Consider the following 18,348-nt stretch of genomic DNA (forward strand, 5'->3'; position numbering starts at 1 on the left):
TTAAAAAGATGCTTTTCGACGATTAGCGGGTACGGCGACGACGACGGGGCTCTGCGTCAGAAGACTTGGCTGCTGCCTTAGCTTCTTCGCGCTTCTGAGCAGCAGCAACAGTTGCCGCAACGGTTGCAAGATCATCAGCCTGCTCTTTTTCCTTGATGCTCTGCTTGTTTACAGCAGCCTGCATTAGTTCATGCCAATAAGCGTGCTGAATTGGGTAGAGACCTTCATCTTCGGTACGAGCACCGGAGGAAAGAACCTCGGTCATGCCCAGACCCTTAGCAACTTCATTTGGTCCCTCAACCTGGTGGCCGAGACCGCGGGTCATGTCATTCCAAGGGAATGCGGTTGCCTGGTAGGTCTTCTGGCAGGAGCGGAACTCTTCCAGGTCATCTGGGGTAGCCATACCGGTTGCGTTGAAGAAGTCCTCGTACTGGCGGATGCGGTTTGCACGTGCCTCTGCGGACTCGCCCTTTGGAGCGATGCAGTAGATGGTGACTTCAGTCTGGTCAACGGAGATTGGACGGAAATGGCGGATCTGAGAGGAGAACTGGTCCATCAGGTAAACGTTGGGGTAGAGGCAGAGGTTGCGGGATGCACCCACCATGAACTCGCCCTTTTCCTCACCGAACTGCTGCTTGAAGTCTTCGCGGTGCTTGTAGAGTGGACGATCCTCTGGGTTGCCCCACCACATCCACAGCAGCATGTGGCCATAAGGGTAGGAGAAGTATCCGCCACCCTGCTTGCCCCAGGTGCCGGCGTCCATTGCCTTGGTTTCGTTGGCGGACTCGCCGGTGCCGCGACGGGAGGTGGTTGCTGCATAGTTCCAGTGGGTGGAGGAAACGTGGTAGCCGTCTGCACCATTTTCGGTCTGCAGCTTCCAGTTTCCGTCATAGGTGTAGGTGGAGGAACCGCGCAGAACTTCCAAGCCTTCTGGGGACTGATCAACCAGCATGTCAATAACAGTGCGGGTATCGCCGAGGTGCTCTTCCAGGGAAACTACGTCTGGGTTAAGGGAGCCGAAGAGGAAGCCACGGTAGGACTCGAACTTAGGAACGCGGCGCAGATCGTGGGAGCCTTCCTTGCGGAAGTTCTCTGGGTAGGCGCCTTCCTTCTCATCCTTAACCTTGATGAGCGCACCATCGTTGCTGAAGGTCCATCCGTGGAATGGGCAGGTCAGAGTGGTGCGGTTGTCGGTCTTACGACGGCACAACATTGCGCCACGGTGGGAGCAAGCGTTGATGAGGCAGTTGAGGGTGCCATCCTTGGAGCGGGTGATCACGATAGGCTGACGGCCGATGTAGGTGGTGAAGTAGTCACCTGGGTTCGGGATCTGGGACTCATGTGCCAGGTAGATCCAGTTACCTTCAAAGATGTGACGCATCTCCAGCTCGAAGATCTCTGGGTCGGTGAAGATATTGCGGTTCACACGGACAATGCCTTCTTCTGGGCGGTCCTCGAGTGCATCGTCCAAAACTTGTTGAACGTTATCAAGGTTCTCGATAGGTGTGGACATTGGAAACCTCCGTGGTCTGTCTTTGAATAGGGAGTGCCAACCGGCTGTCATGTTTGGTTCGGGCTTTAGAGCGCTAAGTGACTTTTGCAAGACCGCAAGAGCCTTGCTGGTGGCGTAACACCAACAATGCCTGAAAAATGGGCTGAATCACATTAGGGGAATACCTAGGGTTTATTCGGGGGGTTACGTTCGCAGTGTGGAATTTTCAGGGGTGAAATGGGAATCTACCTGCAATTTTTGTATAAATTGTCCAAAAATGCCACCAAAAGACGAAAAACCGAATTTTTGAGGTGTTGACGTTTTTCATGAATCAGACCACAGTGGTGTTATCCAGTTGATCGGATCACAGCGAATATTCGTTGAGTTCCCGCTGAAGAACTGGTCCAAGAATCACCCCCCCAATTTAGGGGGATTGATGTATTTACTCCCTTCTCATCACCCTCTGTATTTAGGAGCATGACATGACCTCTGTTGATCAGACTGTTGATCCAACTGCCCACGACTCAGGCAACAAGGCAACTGACAAGTTCAAGGCAAATCGCGTATCTTCCGACACCTCCAAGGAGCGTGCGAATGCGATCTACACCGATCTGCTTGCTGCAATTGCTGAGGTAGCTCACAAGCACGAGGTCACCTACGAGGAGTACAACGTCCTCAAGCAGTGGATGATCGACGTTGGAGAGTACGGCGAGTGGCCACTATGGCTCGACGTCTTCGTTGAGCACGAGATCGAAGAGATCAACTACAACCGCCACGACTACACCGGCACCAAGGGTTCCATCGAGGGTCCTTACTACGTACAGAACTCTCCAAAGCTTCCTTGGAATGCCGAAATGCCAATGCGTGACAAGGACAAGGCTTGCACCCCACTGTTCTTCGAGGGTCAGGTTACCGACCTCGAGGGCAACGGCCTCGGCGGTGCTGAGATCGAGCTGTGGCACGCAGATGAGGATGGCTACTACTCCCAGTTCGCACCAGGCCTGCCTGAGTGGAACCTCCGTGGCACCATCGTCACCGACGAAGAGGGTCGCTACAACATCAAGACCCTGCAGCCTGCTCCTTACAAGATTCCTCACGACGGCCCAACCGGCTGGTTCATCGAGTCCTACGGTGGACACCCATGGCGCCCAGCTCACCTGCACCTGCGCGTTTCCCACCCTGGCTACCGCACCATCACCACCCAGCTTTACTTCGACGGTGGCGAGTACGTGGATAACGACGTTGCAACCGCTGTTAAGCCAGAGCTCATCCTGAACCCAGAAGTTGGCGAGACCAGTAACCGCGTTCACTACCCATTCGTTCTGGACAAGGAAGACTAGTCTTCCCTTGACCTCTGATAGCTCAATTAGAGTCCCGATCACCTTTTGGTGACGGGACTTTTCATACGTAAAGGAAAGCTTCATGTCTGGTCTAAAAATCACTAAAGTTGAATCCCGAATTCTCGACGTTCCCCTCATTCGTCCCCATGGCTTCGCCACCACTGTCTCCACCGAACAGCACATCCTCCTCGTCAGTGTGCACCTAGAAAACGGCATTATGGGATACGGTGAGGGCGTAGTGCCTGGCGGTCCGTGGTGGGGTGGCGAGTCCGTGGAAACTATGAAGGCGCTTGTCGACGGCTACCTCGCCCCGGTGCTTCAGGGCCGTAGGGTCTCTGAGCTTGCAGGGATCATGGCTGACCTGGAGCGCGTCGTTGCGCGCGGCCGGTACGCAAAGGCCGCAGTGGACGTCGCAATGCATGATGCCTGGGCGCGGAGCCTTGATATCCCAGTCCGTGACCTGCTGGGCGGTACCGTTCGCGACAAGGTCGACGTGACCTGGGCGCTGGGCGTGCTGCCGCTAGACGTGGCAGTTGCTGAAATCGAGGAGCGCATTGAGGAATTTGGTAACAAGTCCTTCAAGCTCAAGATGGGTGCCGGCGATCCTGCCGAAGACACCCGCCGTGTTGCTGAACTTACCCGCGAGGTAGGCGACAAGGTTTCCATCCGCATTGATATCAATGCTCGTTGGGATCGTCGTACCGCGCTGCACTACCTACCAATTCTGGCGGAAGCTGGGGTGGAGCTTTTTGAGCAGCCAACCCCTGCGGATGATCTTGAGACCCTGCGCGAAATTACCCGTCGCACCAATGTATCCGTGATGGCTGATGAGTCCGTCTGGACCCCAGCTGAGGCATTGGCAGTGGTTAAGGCACAGGCTGCAGACGTTATTGCATTGAAGACCACTAAGCATGGCGGACTTTTGGAGTCCAAGAAGATTGCCGCTATTGCCGAGGCTGGCGGCCTGGCTTGCCACGGCGCAACCAGCCTTGAAGGACCAATTGGTACCGCTGCTTCTCTCCAATTTGCAGCCTCTACCAAGGCGATTTCCTTCGGCACCGAACTATTTGGTCCACAATTGCTCAAGGACACCTATGTTGTCCAGGAATTTGAGTACAAAGATGGCCAAGTTGCAATCCCGCAGGGCCCTGGCCTTGGCGTAGATATTGATTTGGACAAGGTCGACTTCTACACCCGCAAGTAATAATTAGGAGTAAAAATGCTGTTTTTGGCACGTATGGACGTACATTTCCCAGAATCCATGGATGCAGAAGTTATGGCTGATTTCCAGGTGAAGGAAAAGGCCTATTCTTCTGACCTGCAGTCTCGTGGAATTATGAAGGCTATTTGGCGAGTTGTTGGCGAATATGCCAACTACTCCATCTTTGATGTTGATGATCATGATGAGCTTCATAGCATTCTCAGCGGTTTCCCGATGTTTAAGTACATGGACGTCAAGATCACTCCACTGGCAAAGCACCCTAATGCCCTTGAGTACTACTTCAAGGGCTAATCCTTAAGGCTCCACCACCTGGTGGGGCCTTAACTTTTTGCCCAAAATTAGCACATTTGTTTGGTCGAACTATTGTTTGTGTACCACCTTAGAAGTAGGATGTATATAGAAGTCAATGTGGGGTATTGAAACTTAGGGGGCGTCAAAAATGGCGTACTTTTCACACCAAGATCCAGGTCATCCGGAAAGCAAAATCAACTTCCAACTAGCGCAAATGGAAATCCAACGCTGGAGCATCTTAATTGATGATCCCTCGGTGGATGCCAGTTCTTTAGTGATGGAACTCAAATCCATCACCGGGGAATCGAGGCGCTTTATAGCTCAGGCTATCGATGCCATCTGGGCGCTCAACAGCCTGCCCATTCTGCGGATTGTGGTGGAAACTCATTTCCATATTCGAATCCCATACCTGGCTCGCATTATGCAGGCAGTGAAGCAAGCTGGGGAAGATCTGTGGCCAGAGCTCGACCGTCGAATAGCAGAAAAACTGAGTCCTCGGGTTCCTGGTCAGATTCTTATGGAGGCTTCCGCCCTGGCTGGGCTTATTACCAAATGGATTAAAGAGCTGGATCCCAATTTCACTGGCAAGAAGAAGGGGTTGAGCGGGGAGGAGCGCTCTCTAATATTCCGCCATAGCGAGGGGCGCACCTACTTTAGTGGAGATTTTGACGGGGTGAGTGGGCAGCGCTTCCAAAAAGCTCTAGAAGCCCTCAAAATAAAGGGCGGCTCGCTGGCCGATGCCTTTATGGATTTCCTGGAACAAAAGACCGCGGTGAAGGTGGTGCAGCATCTTTTCACTCCTTTAGTGGGAGGGGTGTCATGGCTGCCAGGAGCTGGATTTTTGTCCCAGGAGGAATCCCGCAAGCTGGGGGAGATGAAGTCCCGCACTATAGATATGGACGCCGTGGCACTGCGAGTTGAAAACGGTTACACCCCCAGTCCCTTGCTTAAGCTTTATGTCATGGCCAGGGATGGAACCTGCCGGCACCCGGGCTGCACGGTCTCAGCCCAAAATTGTCAGATTGACCATGTGATTCCTTTTGGAGAGGGCGGTCTTACGGTGATGTGGAATCTGCAATGCCTTTGCTCCCATCATCACAATATGAAAACTGACAAACGGGTAAAGGCGGCCATTGATGTGATGGGGCGGGTCACTTGGATCGGACCGGCAAATCGGCCGGTGGTGACCGAGCCGAGTGGACCTCTGGCTCAGGAAATGCCGACCGGGCAGTGGGGTCAAACCCTGGCGGCTCGCATGGAGGCAAGCCTCAAGCGCTTGCGCAATTCTCTGGAACGCAAGGATGGTTAATCCCTTATACACACCCCTTGGTTAACCCCTGGGTATCGAGGTTTGTGCAGGTGGGGAAACAATAAAACCGCCGCCGTATGTTCGAAGCGCGAACAGCTTGTCCTGGCACTCAATGGCACCTACTTTGAGAGGTATATCACTTGAGTAGAAAGGCTTCATATGGAGATTCCACACTTCGCTCCGGTAGGAGGCGAATTCGCTCCGTTGCACTTCCCGGAGTACCGAACCACCATTAAGCGCAATCCGAGCAATGACCTCATCATGGTTCCGAGCCGCCTGGGAGAGTCCACCGGCCCGGTATTTGGCGAACGCGATTTAGGGGACGTTGACAATGATATGACCCGTGTCAACGGTGGAGAAGCGATCGGCCAGCGCATCTTTGTACACGGTCGAGTACTCGGATTTGATGGCAAGCCCGTTCCACACACCCTCGTCGAGGCCTGGCAGGCCAACGCGGCAGGCCGTTACCGTCACAAGAATGATTCCTGGCCAGCACCTCTGGATCCACACTTCAACGGCGTTGCCCGCACCCTCACCGACAAAGACGGCCACTACCATTTTTGGACCGTTATGCCGGGCAACTACCCATGGGGCAATCACCACAACGCCTGGCGTCCAGCGCACATTCACTTCTCCCTTTATGGACGTCAGTTCACTGAGCGCCTGGTCACGCAGATGTATTTCCCCAATGATCCGCTGTTTTTCCAGGATCCGATCTACAACGCCGTACCTGCTGGTGCCCGCGAACGCATGATCGCCACCTTCGATTATGACGAAACCCGTGAGAACTTTGCCCTTGGTTATAAGTTCGACATTGTCCTGCGTGGCCGCAACGCCACCCCGTTTGAGTAAGGCAGAAACCATGATTGACACTGGAAAAAACGGCGAGTTCCGCTACGAGCAAACCACCATCGTGGATCAAAACGAAGCCGAATTTGGCATTACTCCATCTCAGACGGTCGGCCCCTACGTCCACATCGGCTTAACGCTTGAAGGTGCAGAATACCTCGTTGCCCCAGATGCGGAAGGCGCTATTAAGCTCACGGTTTCCGCCACCGATGGCAATGGCGACCCCATCGCCGACGCAATGTTTGAACTGTGGCAAGCAGGCCCTGACGGCGTTCATAACTCCGATCTAGATCCCAGCCGCACCGAGCCTGCCACCGTGGATGGATTTCGAGGCTTGGGCCGCGCAATGGCAAATGCCAACGGCGAAGCCACCTTCACCACCCTGGTGCCAGGCGCTTTTAAGGACGAAGCCCCGCACTTCAAGATCGGGCTTTTTGCCCGTGGCATCCTCGAACGTCTTTACACCCGCGCCTACCTTCCGGGCACACACCTTAGCTCCGATCCGGTTCTCCAGGCAGTTCCTGCAGAACGCCGGGATTTGCTCGTTGCAACCCAGACCGAAGACGGCTACCGCTTTGATATTGCGGTGCAGTCGGCCACCAACGAGACCCCATTCTTCGGACTATGACGCGCTCCCTCTACGCAGACCTGGCCGGCAGTGGCGAAATCATCGAGGTGCTTTCCGACGAAGCATTCCTTGGCAATCTCCTTAGAGTGGAAAAGGCCTTGGCCCAAGGAGCAGTCGCCCAAGAAACGGTCGAGTCCTATGTACTGAACGTCGAAGATCTCTCGCGCCGGGCAGCTGCCGGAGGAAATCCAGTGATTCCGCTGGTAGCTGATCTTAAGGCGATTAATCCGGAGGGAATTCACCCCGGCGCGACCAGCCAAGACATTATTGATTCAGCAATTATGATGTGTCTGCGCGATGTCACCGGGGAGATTATCGGGAAATTGGAAGGCCTAGCCCAAGATCTCGCGGAACTTACATCGACGCATAAAGAAACTCCGATTATGGGCCGCACCCTGGGGCAAATCGCTACGGCAACCACCTTCGGCGCTATTACCGGTGGTTGGCTCGTGGCAGTGCTCAATGCCAAGCAGAAGTTAGAAAACCTGGAGTTTCCAGTTTCCTATGGTGGGGCCAGTGGCAATATGGCAGCGGTATATCCCCATGGCTGGGAGATCCAAAGCCAGCTTGCGCAAAAACTCTACCTTAAAGATCCTGGCTGGGTCTGGCATTCAGATCGCACACCGATCACCGATATTGCAGCTGCCCTCGCCACTGCCTCTGGCGTGGTCAGGAAAATCGCCGGGGATGTGGTCTTTTATTCCCAAACTGAGGTGGGGGAACTACGAGAGAAATCCCCTGGTGGCAGCTCCGCCATGCCACATAAAGCCAATCCAGCAGCGGCGATCGCCTGTGATGGATATGCAAGACGCGCGCCGGGGCTACTTGCCACGCTTTTTGATGCACTGGACTGTCGTTTGCAAAGGGGCGTGGGCAGTTGGCATGCGGAGTGGGTGACTGCCCGCGAGCTCGCAGCAGTAACCCACGCGGCGGTCAGTCGCGCGTCGACAAGCATTAATGGGATTATCGTCAACGTTGAAGTTATGGCCAGCCGAACCAGCGGGGAGGCTGGGCATGCTGTGGAGATCGCGGAGCGCGCGCTGCAAATTTTTGAAAGGGAGAAATGATGGATCGTTTTGAGACTGGGATGAAAAATCGACGAGCGGTATTGGGCGATGCGCATGTGGATCGGGCGGTCACCAATACCACGGAGGTGACCGAGAAGTTTCAGGATTTCATCACGCGCACAGCCTGGGGCGATATTTGGGAGCGTCCAGGATTGGACCACACCCAGCGCCGTCTGCTGACCATTGCAATTCTTACGGCGGTGGGCAATGACGGTGAGCTCGACATGCACATTCGGGCAGCACTGCGCGCCGGGGTGGATCAGGAAACTATTGGCGAGGTCATCTTGCACACTGCGGTTTATGCTGGCGTGCCCAATTCCAACCACGGATTTAAGCTGCTCAACAAGGCAGTTGCGGATCTAAGCGAGTAGTTCTCGTAATTCGGCGCGGGAGGATACGGAGAATTTTTTATACACCCGGGTGAGGTGATATTCCACGGTTTTTGCGGACAAGGACAACTCCCGCGCCACCTCTTGGTTCGAACAACCGTCTAGAACCAGCGCAGTGATTTGCTCTTCCTGCGGGGTGAGCCCCTGGGTGGAGCGTCGCTGTGTGCCCACGCCCGCCACCTTCTTTTCGCCAGCGCAGCGGGCCGCCAAACTAATAGCCCCCATCGCCAGGAAGACTTCTTCGGCACGGGTGAACATCTCCGCGGCTTGGCTGCGTCGTCCCATTCTGCGCAGAACCAGCCCATATTCAAAAAGAATGCGGGCTTCATAGGCAGGCATATTAACGGAAGTGATGGCATCCACGGCCTCGGAGAGCATTTTCACTCCGCGGGCAGTAGCGCCACGCTGGATCTGAATGTTTGCCTGCGGGACCAAATTACGTGCCCGCAGCGAGGGGATGGTGGATTCGGGGATGCCGTCCATCACTGCAGCTGCGGCATCGATTCGACCATTGCGAATCAGTGAAAGTGCGTACATATCCTCCCAAGGCCAAAATCCGGGCTGCTGGGTGTTGGTGGTATAAACCACCGCAGCCATTCTTTCGCCAGCAAGTGCCGCAGCACGAGTATCGGAGGTCATGGATGCAGTGATTAATTTGCCCATGGCAGCGGAAAGTTTTTGGATCAAAAAGCTATCCTCCGGCACCGTCAAGCGCTGTAAATAATGGTGCGCCAATTCCGCCCGCCCGGTCATGGCAGCAACCTGCGCGCCGGTCCATAAATGCACCGGTTCCATCAGCGTGGCTCCGGTGCGATCGCCGGTGGCTAGACCACGTTCCACCACCGTGGCGGCATCGCGAAATTCCCCCAGCACATAGTGTGCACGCGCTAAAAAAGCCGTTTGCCATAGACCAACCAGCTCAGAATCGCCCGGGCGTCGGCGGGCAAGCAAGCGTTTGGCAGTGAGGGGATCATCATGCACCAGGGCCAGCCAGCCGGAGATGAGATCGTGAATTTGCTGTTCAGCAGCGCTTTCTGGAGAGGGGGCAGGAGAATAGTGGCCAGTGTCAAGCGCAGCGGCCATCATCTCGAAGCTGGGATTAACACCACGCAGGGCAGCCGGATCCCAATTGGCCAAAGCATGAAACGCAGTCAACGTAGAAGCCGGCAAGTCATGCTCAAAATAGCGCCCCTCGTAAAGCGCCAAATAGGCGCGCGGTTCCTCCAAGGGAAGTGCTTCCACATGCAAGCGCGCAAGGGGGAGGTCACCAGCCCTAATAAGCTTTTCGACGCCCGCCTGCGTGGTTTCCCATTCAGCTGGGCTCTTTGTCTGGGAGGGCGGAGTAAAAGCGCGCACCACACTGCGCTGTTCGGGGCTAACAAAACGCAGGCGACCATCGTCAAAACTTAAAACTCCAGCTGCCACCCAATCATCGGCATCCAGATCTCCCAAGAGGCATCCCTCAAAAAAGGGCTCTGCAGCAACTTTCCTTAAAACTGGGTCTGTGGTGTCTGTTCTGCTCCAATGTTCGGGAATGATAAGGCTCGGGCGATCGCTAGACCAGTGGTCGATGGGGGTTGCGTCGAGAAGCTCTTTGATGAGTTGGGGCTGACCACCCGCAGCGTCGTGGAGGCGGTGGGCGGTGGTGGGCGTGCAATGGCCGACAATTTGGCGCGCGAGCAGCGCGGTTTCGGCGACGGTCAACGGCGGCAGGGCCACGGTATCGGTGGCGCCGTCGATGCGGTGCGGCGCGGTGCCCAGCACAATGAGATTGTGGGTGTGCACCATGGTTAGTGCTTTTTTGATGTCCTCGGGCTCGGCCAGATGGAGATCATCGACCACCACAATGGGAAGTTTGGGACGGCCTTTAAGCGCATGAATCACTTCAAATTCGCCTAGCTCAGTGGCAAGCTCGCGAGTGAAGTTTTCGGTGTTGATGCCGGTAACGACCAAAAACCTGCCCCGCTTGTCAGTGGTGAACTCGGCGAGCAGACGTCGCAGGAGTAACTGGCGGCGGGGCAGGAGACTAGTGCTGAACATGCACTATAGATTAAGCGAAATGCGCAGCGAGTAGCGCGGTGACTTCAGCAGGCTGCTCAATGGTGGGTACATGCGCTGCGGGGGAAAGTACCTTTGCGGTTGCTTCTCCAGCGACACCATCGGCAATAATCTGCAGGGTTGCCGGTGGGGTAGAAGGATCATCGGCACCGGCAATGGTGAGCACTGGCACGGTGATCTCGCCCAGGAGATCCACAAAATCCCAGCTTGCAAGAGCTTCACAGCACAGTGCATAGCCTTCGGAAGGAGTGCTTGCCACCATGGCTTCAAAGTGATCGCGAGAAGCTGGGTTGTTTTCCAACCAGGTAGGGGAGAACCAACGCTCGATTACAGCTTCTGCTAGGGAAGCAGTGCCGTTTTCGCGGGTGGCAGCTGCACGGTCATACCAGCCCTGAGGCTCGCCGAATTTAGCGGCGGTGCACATAAATGCAGCCTTGGTCACGCGAGGGGAGGTAGCTGCCAGGTACTGAGCCACTGCGCCGCCTAGGGAAAGACCAACCACACCGAACTCGTTTACGCCCAGGGAATCCAGGGTTTCGAGGACATCATTGGCCAAATCTGCCACGGTAGGAGTCTGGTGGATAACCTCAGAAAGTCCATGTCCACGGTGGTCGACCGCAATGACGCGGAAATCCTTGTGCAGGGCATCGAGCTGAGGTAGCCACATATCGGTGGTGGAGCCCAGGGAACCAATAAATACCAGCGGAGCGCCGGAACCGTAGGAAACGCTATGCAAAATGGCCATTCTTAGTTCTCCTTCTCAAAGATTGCAGCCAAGCCCTGGCCGCCGCCGATGCACATGGTAGCCAGGCCGTACTGGGAATCCTCGCGCTGCATGCGGTGCGCCAAGGTAACAACCATGCGAGCACCGGTGGCGCCAACTGGGTGTCCCATGGAAATGCCGGAGCCGAGTGGGTTGAGGCGCTCGTCCTCCCAAGAAATTCCCCATTCGCGCAGTACGGACAGCGCCTGTGCTGCAAAAGCTTCATTGAGCTCGATGGATCCGATGTCATCCAGGGTCAGGCCAGCGCGGTCCAAAGCCTTCTTGGTGGCAGGAACTGGGCCGATGCCCATGGTCTCTGGAGGAACAGCCGCAACAGACCAGCTGACCAGGCGCATCATTGGGGTCAGGCCCTTTTCAGCAGCCTTGGCGCGGGTGGTCACTACCACTGCGGCAGCGCCATCATTCTGGCCGGAGGCGTTACCTGCGGTAACGGTGGCCTCAGCATCCTGGCGGCCCATAATTGGGCGCAGTGCAGCGAGCTTTTCGACGGTGGTATCTGGACGACCGTGCTCATCACGAGAAACTACGGTAGGTTCCTGGCCGCGACGCTTGGCTGGGACAGTAACTGGCACGATCTCAGCGTCGAAAAGCCCAGCGTCAGCAGCCTTGCCCCAACGCTGCTGGGAGGCAGCGGAAAGTGCGTCCTGTTCTTCGCGGGAAATGCCGTATTCGCGGCGCAGGTTCTCAGCGGTTTCAATCATGCCGCCAGGGATGGGGTGGTTTACGCCGCCAGCGGTTTCGCGGGCCTCGGCCAGACGATCGCGCATCTGCATATCGCCGCCCTTTACGCCCCAACGGATATCGCCGGAGATGGTGTACTCGGTGCGGCTCATGGACTCGGCGCCACCTGCGATGATGATGTCAGCTGCGCCGGTAGCAACGTGTGCTGCAGCGGTAACAATTGCCTGCAGGCCGGAACCGCAACGGCGGTCAAGCTGCAGGCCAGGAACGTTTTGGCCAAGCTTGGAATCTAGTGCAACCACGCGGCCAAGGGCTGGAGCTGCGCCATTGGGGGAAGCCTGGCCGAGGATGAGGTCATCAACGTCATCGCCGGTAAGTCCGGTGGCATCAACAATGGCGTTGACCACGGTGGTGGCTAGTTCCTGGACTGGAACCTTGGTGAAGGATCCGCCATAAGCACCAACTGGGGTGCGCAGTGGGGAGCAGATGACGATGTCTTGAGGATTTTCTGACATGAAAGTGCCTTTCGTGGATGCTTTAAAGAGAGGATAAATCGGTGGAAATGGCCCGTGCTGTTTCGAGGAGCTGTGGCAGCACAACTCGGCGAATATCTTCCACAGCATGGGAAGCGGATTGGGTAGAGACGTTGATTGCCGCTACCACTTCGCCATCGGGTCCGGTGATTGGTGCTGCCAACGATCGTAGGCCGGGCTCCAATTCCTGGTCTACCAGCGCCCACCCCCTTTCGCGGGTGGCTGCAATTTCTTCTCGGACTTCCTGAACGGTGGACAGTGACCGAGTAGTTAATTGCTGAGGAGGCGACGCTGCCATGACTTCTTCCAACTCCGCCTCACTCAAACCGGCCAAAAGTACGCGACCCATAGAGGTTGCATAAGCCGGGAATTTGGTACCGATGGTGATGTTAACCGTCATGATGCGGCGCACTGGCACGCGGGAAACATAGATAATTTCGGAGCCTTCAAGGACTGACATGGAGCTGGATTCTCCAACTTGGTGGGAGAGGATTTCCAGCCTTGGTTGTGCCACTGCTGGCAGCGTTAGTGCAGATAGATAGCTAGTTCCAAGCTCCAACACGCGGGGTGTGAGCTGGAAACGGGAGTCCATATTAACCGCATATCCCAGGTCTGTGAGGGTGTGTAAAAAGCGACGTGCGGTGGCTCTGGAGAGGCCGGTGCGTGCTGCTACCTCGGAAAGGGATTGGGATGGGGATTCGGCGCTGAAACTGCGAATTACTGAGAGGCCGCGGGCAAATGATTGCACGAAATCTGGTGAATTTTCAGCCATGTCATCACTCCTCACTGTTCGCATTGTGAACTCTTGTGCATATGATGAACATTACGATAGCATGAAGTTCATGATTAACAAGACACTCGCAACCACTGCCGAAGCAGTGGCTGATATCCCAGACGGTGCCTCAATCGCCGTCGGTGGATTCGGCCTCGTCGGTATTCCCACTCTCCTCATCGAAGCTCTGCGTGAACAAGGCGCTAGCGATCTGACAATCATCTCCAACAACCTCGGTACCGACGGCTTTGGCCTCGGACTGCTGTTGCAGGACAAGCGCATTGCCAAGTCCATCGGCTCCTACCTGGGCTCCAATAAGGAATATGCTCGCCAATACCTTGAGGGCGAGCTCACCGTGGAGTTCACCCCACAGGGAACTTTGGCTGAGCGTCTGCGCGCAGGTGGCGCTGGTATTCCAGCATTCTTCACCACCGCAGGTGTGGGAACTCAGGTTGCCGAGGGCGGCTTGCCACAGCGTTATAACACCGATGGCACCGTGGCGATTGTGTCCAAGCCCAAGGAAACCCGTGAATTTAATGGCAAGCTCTACGTCCTTGAAGAGGGCATCCGCGCTGACTTCGCCTTGGTTCACGCACACAAGGCAGACCGCTTTGGCAACCTGGTATTCCGCAAGACTGCACAAAACTTCAACCCAGACGCTGCTATGAGCGGCAAAATCACCATCGCCCAGGTTGAGCACCTGGTTGATGCACTTGATCCCGAAGAAGTTGACCTTCCGGGCATCTACGTAAACCGCGTGGTCCACGTTGGCCCACAGGAAACCGGTATCGAAAACAGGACGGTGTCTAAATAATGACTTGGGATCACAATCAAATGGCTGCTCGCGTAGCCAAGGAACTTAAAGATGGTCAGTACGTCAACCTCGGCATCGGCATGCCAACCCTCATCCCTGGCTATGTTCCAGAAGGACTTGAGGTAATTTTGCACTCCGAAAATGGCGTGCTGGGTGTTGGACCTTACCCAACCGAGGAAGAACTTGATCCAGAGCTGATCAACGCTGGCAAGGAAACCATCACCGTTAATCCGGGCGCTTCCTACTTCTCCTCCTCGGATTCCTTCGCCATGATTCGTTCCCGTTCCGTGGACGTGGCTGTGCTCGGTGTGATGGAAGTTTCCCAGTATGGTGACCTCGCCAACTGGATGATCCCCGGCAAGTTGGTCAAGGGCATGGGCGGCGCAATGGACCTGGTCCACGGCGCATCCAAGATCATCGCCATGACCGATCACGTAACCAAGAAGGGCGAGCCAAAGATCCTCGAGGCTTGCCGCCTGCCGCTGACCGGTGCGAAGTGCGTGGACATGATCGTCACCACCCACGCCGTCTTTGACGTGGATCCCGTTGAGGGCCTCACCCTCGTCGAGTGCGCCGATGGCGTGACCGTCGAAGAACTCCGCGAGATCACCGAGGCACCATTTAAAGTAGCCTAAAGCTGCTTTTCGACGCGGCCAGCGATGATTTCATGGCTCGCCGCGTCCGGGTGCAGGTTATCCGGTAGCGGATGCTCCGCCGCATCTGCGGCGGAAAAGATTTCTGCACCATTAATATGGTGCAGATTTTCATCTGCGCGGTGGTCTACGATCTCGGCCACTGCACTTCTAATTACCTCCAAGGTCAAACGACCATTGGAGGTATCTTCACCGGTGGCGATAAAACGAATCTGGCCACTACCAAAAGAGCTGCTATCAAAAGCGCCGGGGCCAGGGGTGGCCTCATGAATACCGCAATAAAAAGGCGAAATCACATAAAGCGGGGTGCTGGGGTGGCCCCCGCGAATAGTGTCCAAGAAGCCATGAAGCGCTGCATTAAAAGTGCGCAGACGCATGGCATCACTATTAACAATGTTGATGCCCACTTCCAAGGTGATTAACTCGGCTGGGGTATCGCGGATAAGGCGAGCTATAAAAGGATCCAACATGGCGCTGCCACCAAAGCCGAGGTTGAGCAGATCTAATTGCTTTGCATGAGCTACCCGAGCCGGCCAAATTCCACTTGGGGAAGCCGCATTAGAGCCCTGACTAATTGAGCTGCCGTAATTAATCCACCGAGTTCCAGGTTCTACCGGGGTAATCGTTGCATCGGCATGAATGGCGATAATTTCTACGTCCTCGTTATAGGGCAGCCAAAATTCCACCTTCTTATTTGTGGCGGGGAGATTCTCCAGGAAACAGAGGTGGTTTCCGGCTTCGGTGGTTTCTGTTTGTCCACTAACAAAGTTCACCGCGATGGTTTTTCCGCCGGTGGTTTCCTCCGAAAGTATCAGTTTGTCGTCGACAAGCACGTCAATGCGGGCGGTGGGGCGCCCGGAATCGAGGTAGGTGAGGCGGCTGTGGCAGGTTTCCAAGGTGATGTTTTGGGAGGTGGTGTGAAAGATCACGCGCACGCCGGAAGGCTGACGCTCCATGGCCATAAGTTGGGGGTCGGGGAATTGTTTTCTGATGCTGGATGGCAGGCGGTGGGGGAGAAGTCCACGCTCAGTGGCTTCTAATTCGATGGCACCGTGGATGAAATTTGGGGTGACACTATAATGAGTCATGGATTAAATGCTACGTTAAAGCACTGCTCAAACTGCGTTTGATGGTGAATAAGCGTTAGGATGGAACAACCCCTTACCAATCTTGTTGGTTAGAGTTGTAAGTAATAAAACTTTTCAATTGTGGAAGCGGGTCTCAGACTCTTATGGCACGTATGCAGGAAAGCGCCGATCTGCTCAAATGCTCATTCTGTGGCAAGTCCCAGAAACAGGTGAAAAAACTCATCGCGGGTGGAGCGGTATATATCTGCGATGAGTGCATTGAGCTTTGTAACGAGATCATCGAGGAAGAGCTTGGTCAGGCCCAAGGCCATGATGAAGAGCGCAGTGAGCTGCCCAAGCCTTCCCAAATTTCTGCATTCCTAGACAAATATGTCATTGGCCAAGATCAGGCCAAGCGTATTTTGTCCGTGGCTGTTTATAACCACTACAAGCGTCTGCGCGCCAGCGAACAAATCGGTGGACGCCGCCGCAAGGATGGCGACGAAGCCGAGTTGGTTAAGTCCAATATCCTCATGCTGGGACCAACTGGCTCCGGTAAGACTTATTTGGCTCAAACCCTGGCCAAGTTGCTGGACGTGCCTTTTGCCATTGCCGATGCCACCTCACTGACCGAGGCTGGTTATGTGGGCGAAGACGTTGAAAATATTTTGCTGAAGCTGCTGCAAGCTGCCGACTTTGATGTTGAGCGTGCCCAGCGCGGCATTATTTATATTGACGAGGTGGATAAGATTTCCCGCAAGTCGGAAAATCCTTCCATTACCCGCGATGTTTCCGGCGAAGGTGTGCAGCAGGCGCTGTTGAAAATCCTCGAAGGCACCGTTGCCGCCATTCCTCCACAAGGTGGACGTAAGCACCCCAACCAGGATTTCATTCAGCTTGATACCACCAACATTTTGTTCATTGTGGCAGGTGCTTTCTCCGGCCTGGACAAGGTTATCTCAGACCGCAACGGCAAGAAGGGCCTCGGCTTTGGTGTGGAGGTGCAGTCCAAGAAGGACGACGCCGATATTGTGGACATCTTTAAGGATGTGCGCCCGGAGGATCTGGTGAAGTTTGGCCTGATCCCAGAATTTATTGGCCGTCTCCCGGTAGTTGCTACTGTCTCCAACCTGGATCAGAAGTCCCTGGTGAAGGTATTGACTGAGCCTCGCAACTCTTTGGTGAAGCAGTACCAGCGCCTCTTCGAAATGGACGATGCGCTGCTGACCTTCACTGATGATGCTTTGGAAGCTATTGCTGATCAGGCTTTGGAGCGCAAGACCGGTGCTCGTGGTCTGCGCGCCATCATGGAAGAGATCCTGGTTCCGATCATGTATGACCTGCCGGATCGCGATGATGTAGCCGAGGTAGTTATTACCGGCGCGGCTGCTCGTGGCGAGGCTGAGCCTGAGATGCTGGAATCGGTAGCTGAAGAAAAAACCGCCTAAATGGCAGGGATTATTACCGGCTTTGCCATCATTCTCAGTGTTATCGCCGTTGGTCTGCTCTTAGCCAAGTTCAAGGTGATTGACGATGACCGCCAAAGGCTGGTGCTTAATCGCATTGCCTTTTATGCGGCCACTCCGGCGCTGCTATTTACCGTGGTGGCAAATTCAGATCCGAGTGAGTTATTTTCGCCGGTGATTGTGGTAACTTTCCTCACCACAATTGCCACGGCGGCGCTCTACTGCATTATTTCGGCGATTTTCTTTAAAAAGGATGTTGCTACCACTGCTACTGGTGCTGCGGCCTCGGCCTATGTGAACTCCAATAATATTGGCCTGCCGGTGTCCATTTATGTGCTGGGAACTGGCGCTTATGTAGCTCCGGTGTTGGTTATGCAGATGGTGATTTTCGCGCCAATGATTTTGGGGGCGTTGACCTCCGGCGATGCTTCCAAATCCCGGGGTGCTCAGATTTGGGGCGCTGTCAAGGGAGCTTTCTTAAGCCCGGTGGTGCTGGCTTCAATTGCTGGACTAATTGTTTGTGTCACTGACTTCGAGGTTCCCGTTGCGGTGATGGAACCGGCCACGATTCTTGGCGGGGCCTCCATTCCGCTTATTTTGATGAGCTTTGGTGCCTCGCTGCCTTCCACCAATGTGCTTTCTTCAGCACCTGATCGCACCAGCATTATTACAGCCACTGCGATCAAGATTATCGCCATGCCTGCCATTGCTTGGCTTATTGGTACGGCCTTTGGTTTGGAAAGCACGTTGCTTTATGCGGCAGTTATTTTGGCTGCTTTGCCCACCGCGCAGAATGTTTATAACTACGCAGCTACCTATCGCAAGGGAGAAATCCTCGCCCGCGATACGGTGTTCCTCACTACCTTCTTGGCACTATTTGTCATGCTCGGAATCGCTGCGATCTTCGGGCGCTAGGCGGCGTCGAAAAGCGTT

At 55.1% G+C, this 18,348-nt stretch carries 18 protein-coding genes; 12 read left to right on the forward strand and 6 right to left on the reverse strand.

The genetic code is table 11. The features are described 5' to 3' along the window. Positions 1-22 precede the first annotated feature (22 nt). Complete coding sequence (gene benA / locus SFC07_RS00460; protein ID WP_411206269.1) at positions 23-1,513, reverse strand: benzoate 1,2-dioxygenase large subunit; 1,491 nt, start codon at positions 1,511-1,513, stop codon at positions 23-25. A gap of 461 nt (positions 1,514-1,974) precedes the next feature. Here benA and catA point away from each other — a divergent pair, with 461 nt between their 5' ends. The 8 genes from catA (at position 1,975) to pcaC (ending at position 8,569) form a co-directional block, all read left to right on the forward strand. Then, on the forward strand, positions 1,975-2,832 hold the full coding sequence (catA, locus tag SFC07_RS00465) for a catechol 1,2-dioxygenase (protein ID WP_411206270.1): 858 nt from the start codon (positions 1,975-1,977) through the stop codon (positions 2,830-2,832). An 82-nt stretch (positions 2,833-2,914) separates the two neighbouring features. Then, positions 2,915-4,036 (forward strand): muconate/chloromuconate family cycloisomerase, encoded by a 1,122-nt coding sequence (locus SFC07_RS00470; RefSeq protein WP_411206271.1) that lies wholly within the window; start codon positions 2,915-2,917, stop codon positions 4,034-4,036. Positions 4,037-4,051: 15 nt separating this feature from the next. Then, on the forward strand, positions 4,052-4,345 hold the full coding sequence (gene catC / locus SFC07_RS00475; protein ID WP_411206272.1) for a muconolactone Delta-isomerase: 294 nt from the start codon (positions 4,052-4,054) through the stop codon (positions 4,343-4,345). Positions 4,346-4,493: 148 nt separating this feature from the next. Continuing rightward, positions 4,494-5,654: an HNH endonuclease signature motif containing protein gene (locus SFC07_RS00480; RefSeq protein ID WP_411206273.1), complete on the forward strand. Its 1,161-nt coding sequence runs from the start codon at positions 4,494-4,496 to the stop codon at positions 5,652-5,654. 159 nt (positions 5,655-5,813) lie between these two features. Beyond that, entirely contained in the window at positions 5,814-6,506 is a 693-nt protein-coding gene (gene pcaH / locus SFC07_RS00485) for a protocatechuate 3,4-dioxygenase subunit beta (protein ID WP_411206274.1), read from the forward strand. Between the two features lie 10 nt (positions 6,507-6,516). Beyond that, positions 6,517-7,131: a protocatechuate 3,4-dioxygenase subunit alpha gene (gene pcaG / locus SFC07_RS00490; protein WP_411206275.1), complete on the forward strand. Its 615-nt coding sequence runs from the start codon at positions 6,517-6,519 to the stop codon at positions 7,129-7,131. Then, positions 7,128-8,198, forward strand: a complete 1,071-nt coding sequence (locus SFC07_RS00495; protein WP_411206276.1) for a lyase family protein — start codon at positions 7,128-7,130, stop codon at positions 8,196-8,198. Before pcaG ends, SFC07_RS00495 begins: the two co-directional genes overlap by 4 nt. Next, entirely contained in the window at positions 8,198-8,569 is a 372-nt protein-coding gene (gene pcaC / locus SFC07_RS00500) for a 4-carboxymuconolactone decarboxylase (protein WP_411206745.1), read from the forward strand. The genes SFC07_RS00495 and pcaC overlap by 1 nt, the downstream gene beginning before the upstream one ends. Here pcaC and SFC07_RS00505 read toward each other — a convergent pair. From SFC07_RS00505 to SFC07_RS00520, 4 genes are read right to left on the reverse strand one after another with little or no spacing between them, the layout of a single operon-like run. Beyond that, the gene (locus SFC07_RS00505; RefSeq protein WP_411206277.1) at positions 8,558-10,627 is read right to left on the reverse strand and encodes a helix-turn-helix transcriptional regulator; all 2,070 of its coding nucleotides are present in this window, start codon (positions 10,625-10,627) and stop codon (positions 8,558-8,560) included. The two genes, pcaC and SFC07_RS00505, sit on opposite strands and share 12 nt — an antisense overlap. Before the next feature lie 10 nt (positions 10,628-10,637). Beyond that, complete coding sequence (gene pcaD / locus SFC07_RS00510) at positions 10,638-11,390, reverse strand: 3-oxoadipate enol-lactonase (protein ID WP_411206278.1); 753 nt, start codon at positions 11,388-11,390, stop codon at positions 10,638-10,640. A 2-nt stretch (positions 11,391-11,392) separates the two neighbouring features. After that, positions 11,393-12,625: an acetyl-CoA C-acetyltransferase gene (locus SFC07_RS00515; protein ID WP_411206279.1), complete on the reverse strand. Its 1,233-nt coding sequence runs from the start codon at positions 12,623-12,625 to the stop codon at positions 11,393-11,395. A gap of 22 nt (positions 12,626-12,647) precedes the next feature. Continuing rightward, entirely contained in the window at positions 12,648-13,415 is a 768-nt protein-coding gene (locus tag SFC07_RS00520) for an IclR family transcriptional regulator C-terminal domain-containing protein (RefSeq protein ID WP_411206280.1), read from the reverse strand. 70 nt (positions 13,416-13,485) lie between these two features. Here SFC07_RS00520 and SFC07_RS00525 point away from each other — a divergent pair, with 70 nt between their 5' ends. Together SFC07_RS00525 and SFC07_RS00530 are read left to right on the forward strand one after the other, a co-directional pair. Then, positions 13,486-14,229 carry a CoA transferase subunit A gene (locus SFC07_RS00525; RefSeq protein ID WP_411206281.1) on the forward strand — a complete coding sequence of 248 codons (744 nt, stop codon included), beginning with the start codon at positions 13,486-13,488 and terminating at the stop codon, positions 14,227-14,229. After that, the gene (locus SFC07_RS00530; protein WP_411206282.1) at positions 14,229-14,864 is read left to right on the forward strand and encodes a CoA transferase subunit B; all 636 of its coding nucleotides are present in this window, start codon (positions 14,229-14,231) and stop codon (positions 14,862-14,864) included. Before SFC07_RS00525 ends, SFC07_RS00530 begins: the two co-directional genes overlap by 1 nt. Here SFC07_RS00530 and SFC07_RS00535 read toward each other — a convergent pair. After that, a complete protein-coding gene (locus SFC07_RS00535) occupies positions 14,861-15,970 on the reverse strand; it encodes a GDSL-type esterase/lipase family protein (protein ID WP_411206283.1) in 1,110 nt (369 codons plus the stop codon). The two genes, SFC07_RS00530 and SFC07_RS00535, sit on opposite strands and share 4 nt — an antisense overlap. Positions 15,971-16,113: 143 nt before the next feature. On the opposite strand from SFC07_RS00535, the gene clpX reads away from it, so the two are divergent. Both clpX and SFC07_RS00545 read left to right on the forward strand, forming a co-directional pair. After that, entirely contained in the window at positions 16,114-17,397 is a 1,284-nt protein-coding gene (gene clpX / locus SFC07_RS00540; RefSeq protein ID WP_411206284.1) for an ATP-dependent Clp protease ATP-binding subunit ClpX, read from the forward strand. After that, positions 17,398-18,330 carry an AEC family transporter gene (locus SFC07_RS00545; RefSeq protein ID WP_411206285.1) on the forward strand — a complete coding sequence of 311 codons (933 nt, stop codon included), beginning with the start codon at positions 17,398-17,400 and terminating at the stop codon, positions 18,328-18,330. Positions 18,331-18,348 lie beyond the last annotated feature (18 nt).

The sequence above is a fragment of the Corynebacterium callunae genome, from assembly GCF_046592015.1.
Lineage (GTDB): Bacteria > Actinomycetota > Actinomycetes > Mycobacteriales > Mycobacteriaceae > Corynebacterium > Corynebacterium callunae_A.

Bases quoted from the DNA above. Each gene is read 5' to 3' on its own strand.
- clpX (WP_411206284.1), top strand. From the start codon at position 16,114: ATGGCACGTATGCAGGAAAGCGCCGATCTGCTCAAATGCTCATTCTGT.
- SFC07_RS00525 (WP_411206281.1), top strand. From the start codon at position 13,486: ATGATTAACAAGACACTCGCAACCACTGCCGAAGCAGTGGCTGATATC.
- catA (WP_411206270.1), top strand. From the start codon at position 1,975: ATGACCTCTGTTGATCAGACTGTTGATCCAACTGCCCACGACTCAGGC.
- SFC07_RS00520 (WP_411206280.1), bottom strand. From the start codon at position 13,415: ATGGCTGAAAATTCACCAGATTTCGTGCAATCATTTGCCCGCGGCCTC.
- pcaG (WP_411206275.1), top strand. From the start codon at position 6,517: ATGATTGACACTGGAAAAAACGGCGAGTTCCGCTACGAGCAAACCACC.
- pcaH (WP_411206274.1), top strand. From the start codon at position 5,814: ATGGAGATTCCACACTTCGCTCCGGTAGGAGGCGAATTCGCTCCGTTG.
- SFC07_RS00480 (WP_411206273.1), top strand. From the start codon at position 4,494: ATGGCGTACTTTTCACACCAAGATCCAGGTCATCCGGAAAGCAAAATC.
- pcaD (WP_411206278.1), bottom strand. From the start codon at position 11,390: ATGGCCATTTTGCATAGCGTTTCCTACGGTTCCGGCGCTCCGCTGGTA.
- SFC07_RS00545 (WP_411206285.1), top strand. From the start codon at position 17,398: ATGGCAGGGATTATTACCGGCTTTGCCATCATTCTCAGTGTTATCGCC.
- SFC07_RS00470 (WP_411206271.1), top strand. From the start codon at position 2,915: ATGTCTGGTCTAAAAATCACTAAAGTTGAATCCCGAATTCTCGACGTT.
- benA (WP_411206269.1), bottom strand. From the start codon at position 1,513: ATGTCCACACCTATCGAGAACCTTGATAACGTTCAACAAGTTTTGGAC.
- pcaC (WP_411206745.1), top strand. From the start codon at position 8,198: ATGGATCGTTTTGAGACTGGGATGAAAAATCGACGAGCGGTATTGGGC.
- SFC07_RS00495 (WP_411206276.1), top strand. From the start codon at position 7,128: ATGACGCGCTCCCTCTACGCAGACCTGGCCGGCAGTGGCGAAATCATC.
- SFC07_RS00530 (WP_411206282.1), top strand. From the start codon at position 14,229: ATGACTTGGGATCACAATCAAATGGCTGCTCGCGTAGCCAAGGAACTT.
- catC (WP_411206272.1), top strand. From the start codon at position 4,052: ATGCTGTTTTTGGCACGTATGGACGTACATTTCCCAGAATCCATGGAT.
- SFC07_RS00505 (WP_411206277.1), bottom strand. From the start codon at position 10,627: ATGTTCAGCACTAGTCTCCTGCCCCGCCGCCAGTTACTCCTGCGACGT.
- SFC07_RS00515 (WP_411206279.1), bottom strand. From the start codon at position 12,625: ATGTCAGAAAATCCTCAAGACATCGTCATCTGCTCCCCACTGCGCACC.
- SFC07_RS00535 (WP_411206283.1), bottom strand. From the start codon at position 15,970: ATGACTCATTATAGTGTCACCCCAAATTTCATCCACGGTGCCATCGAA.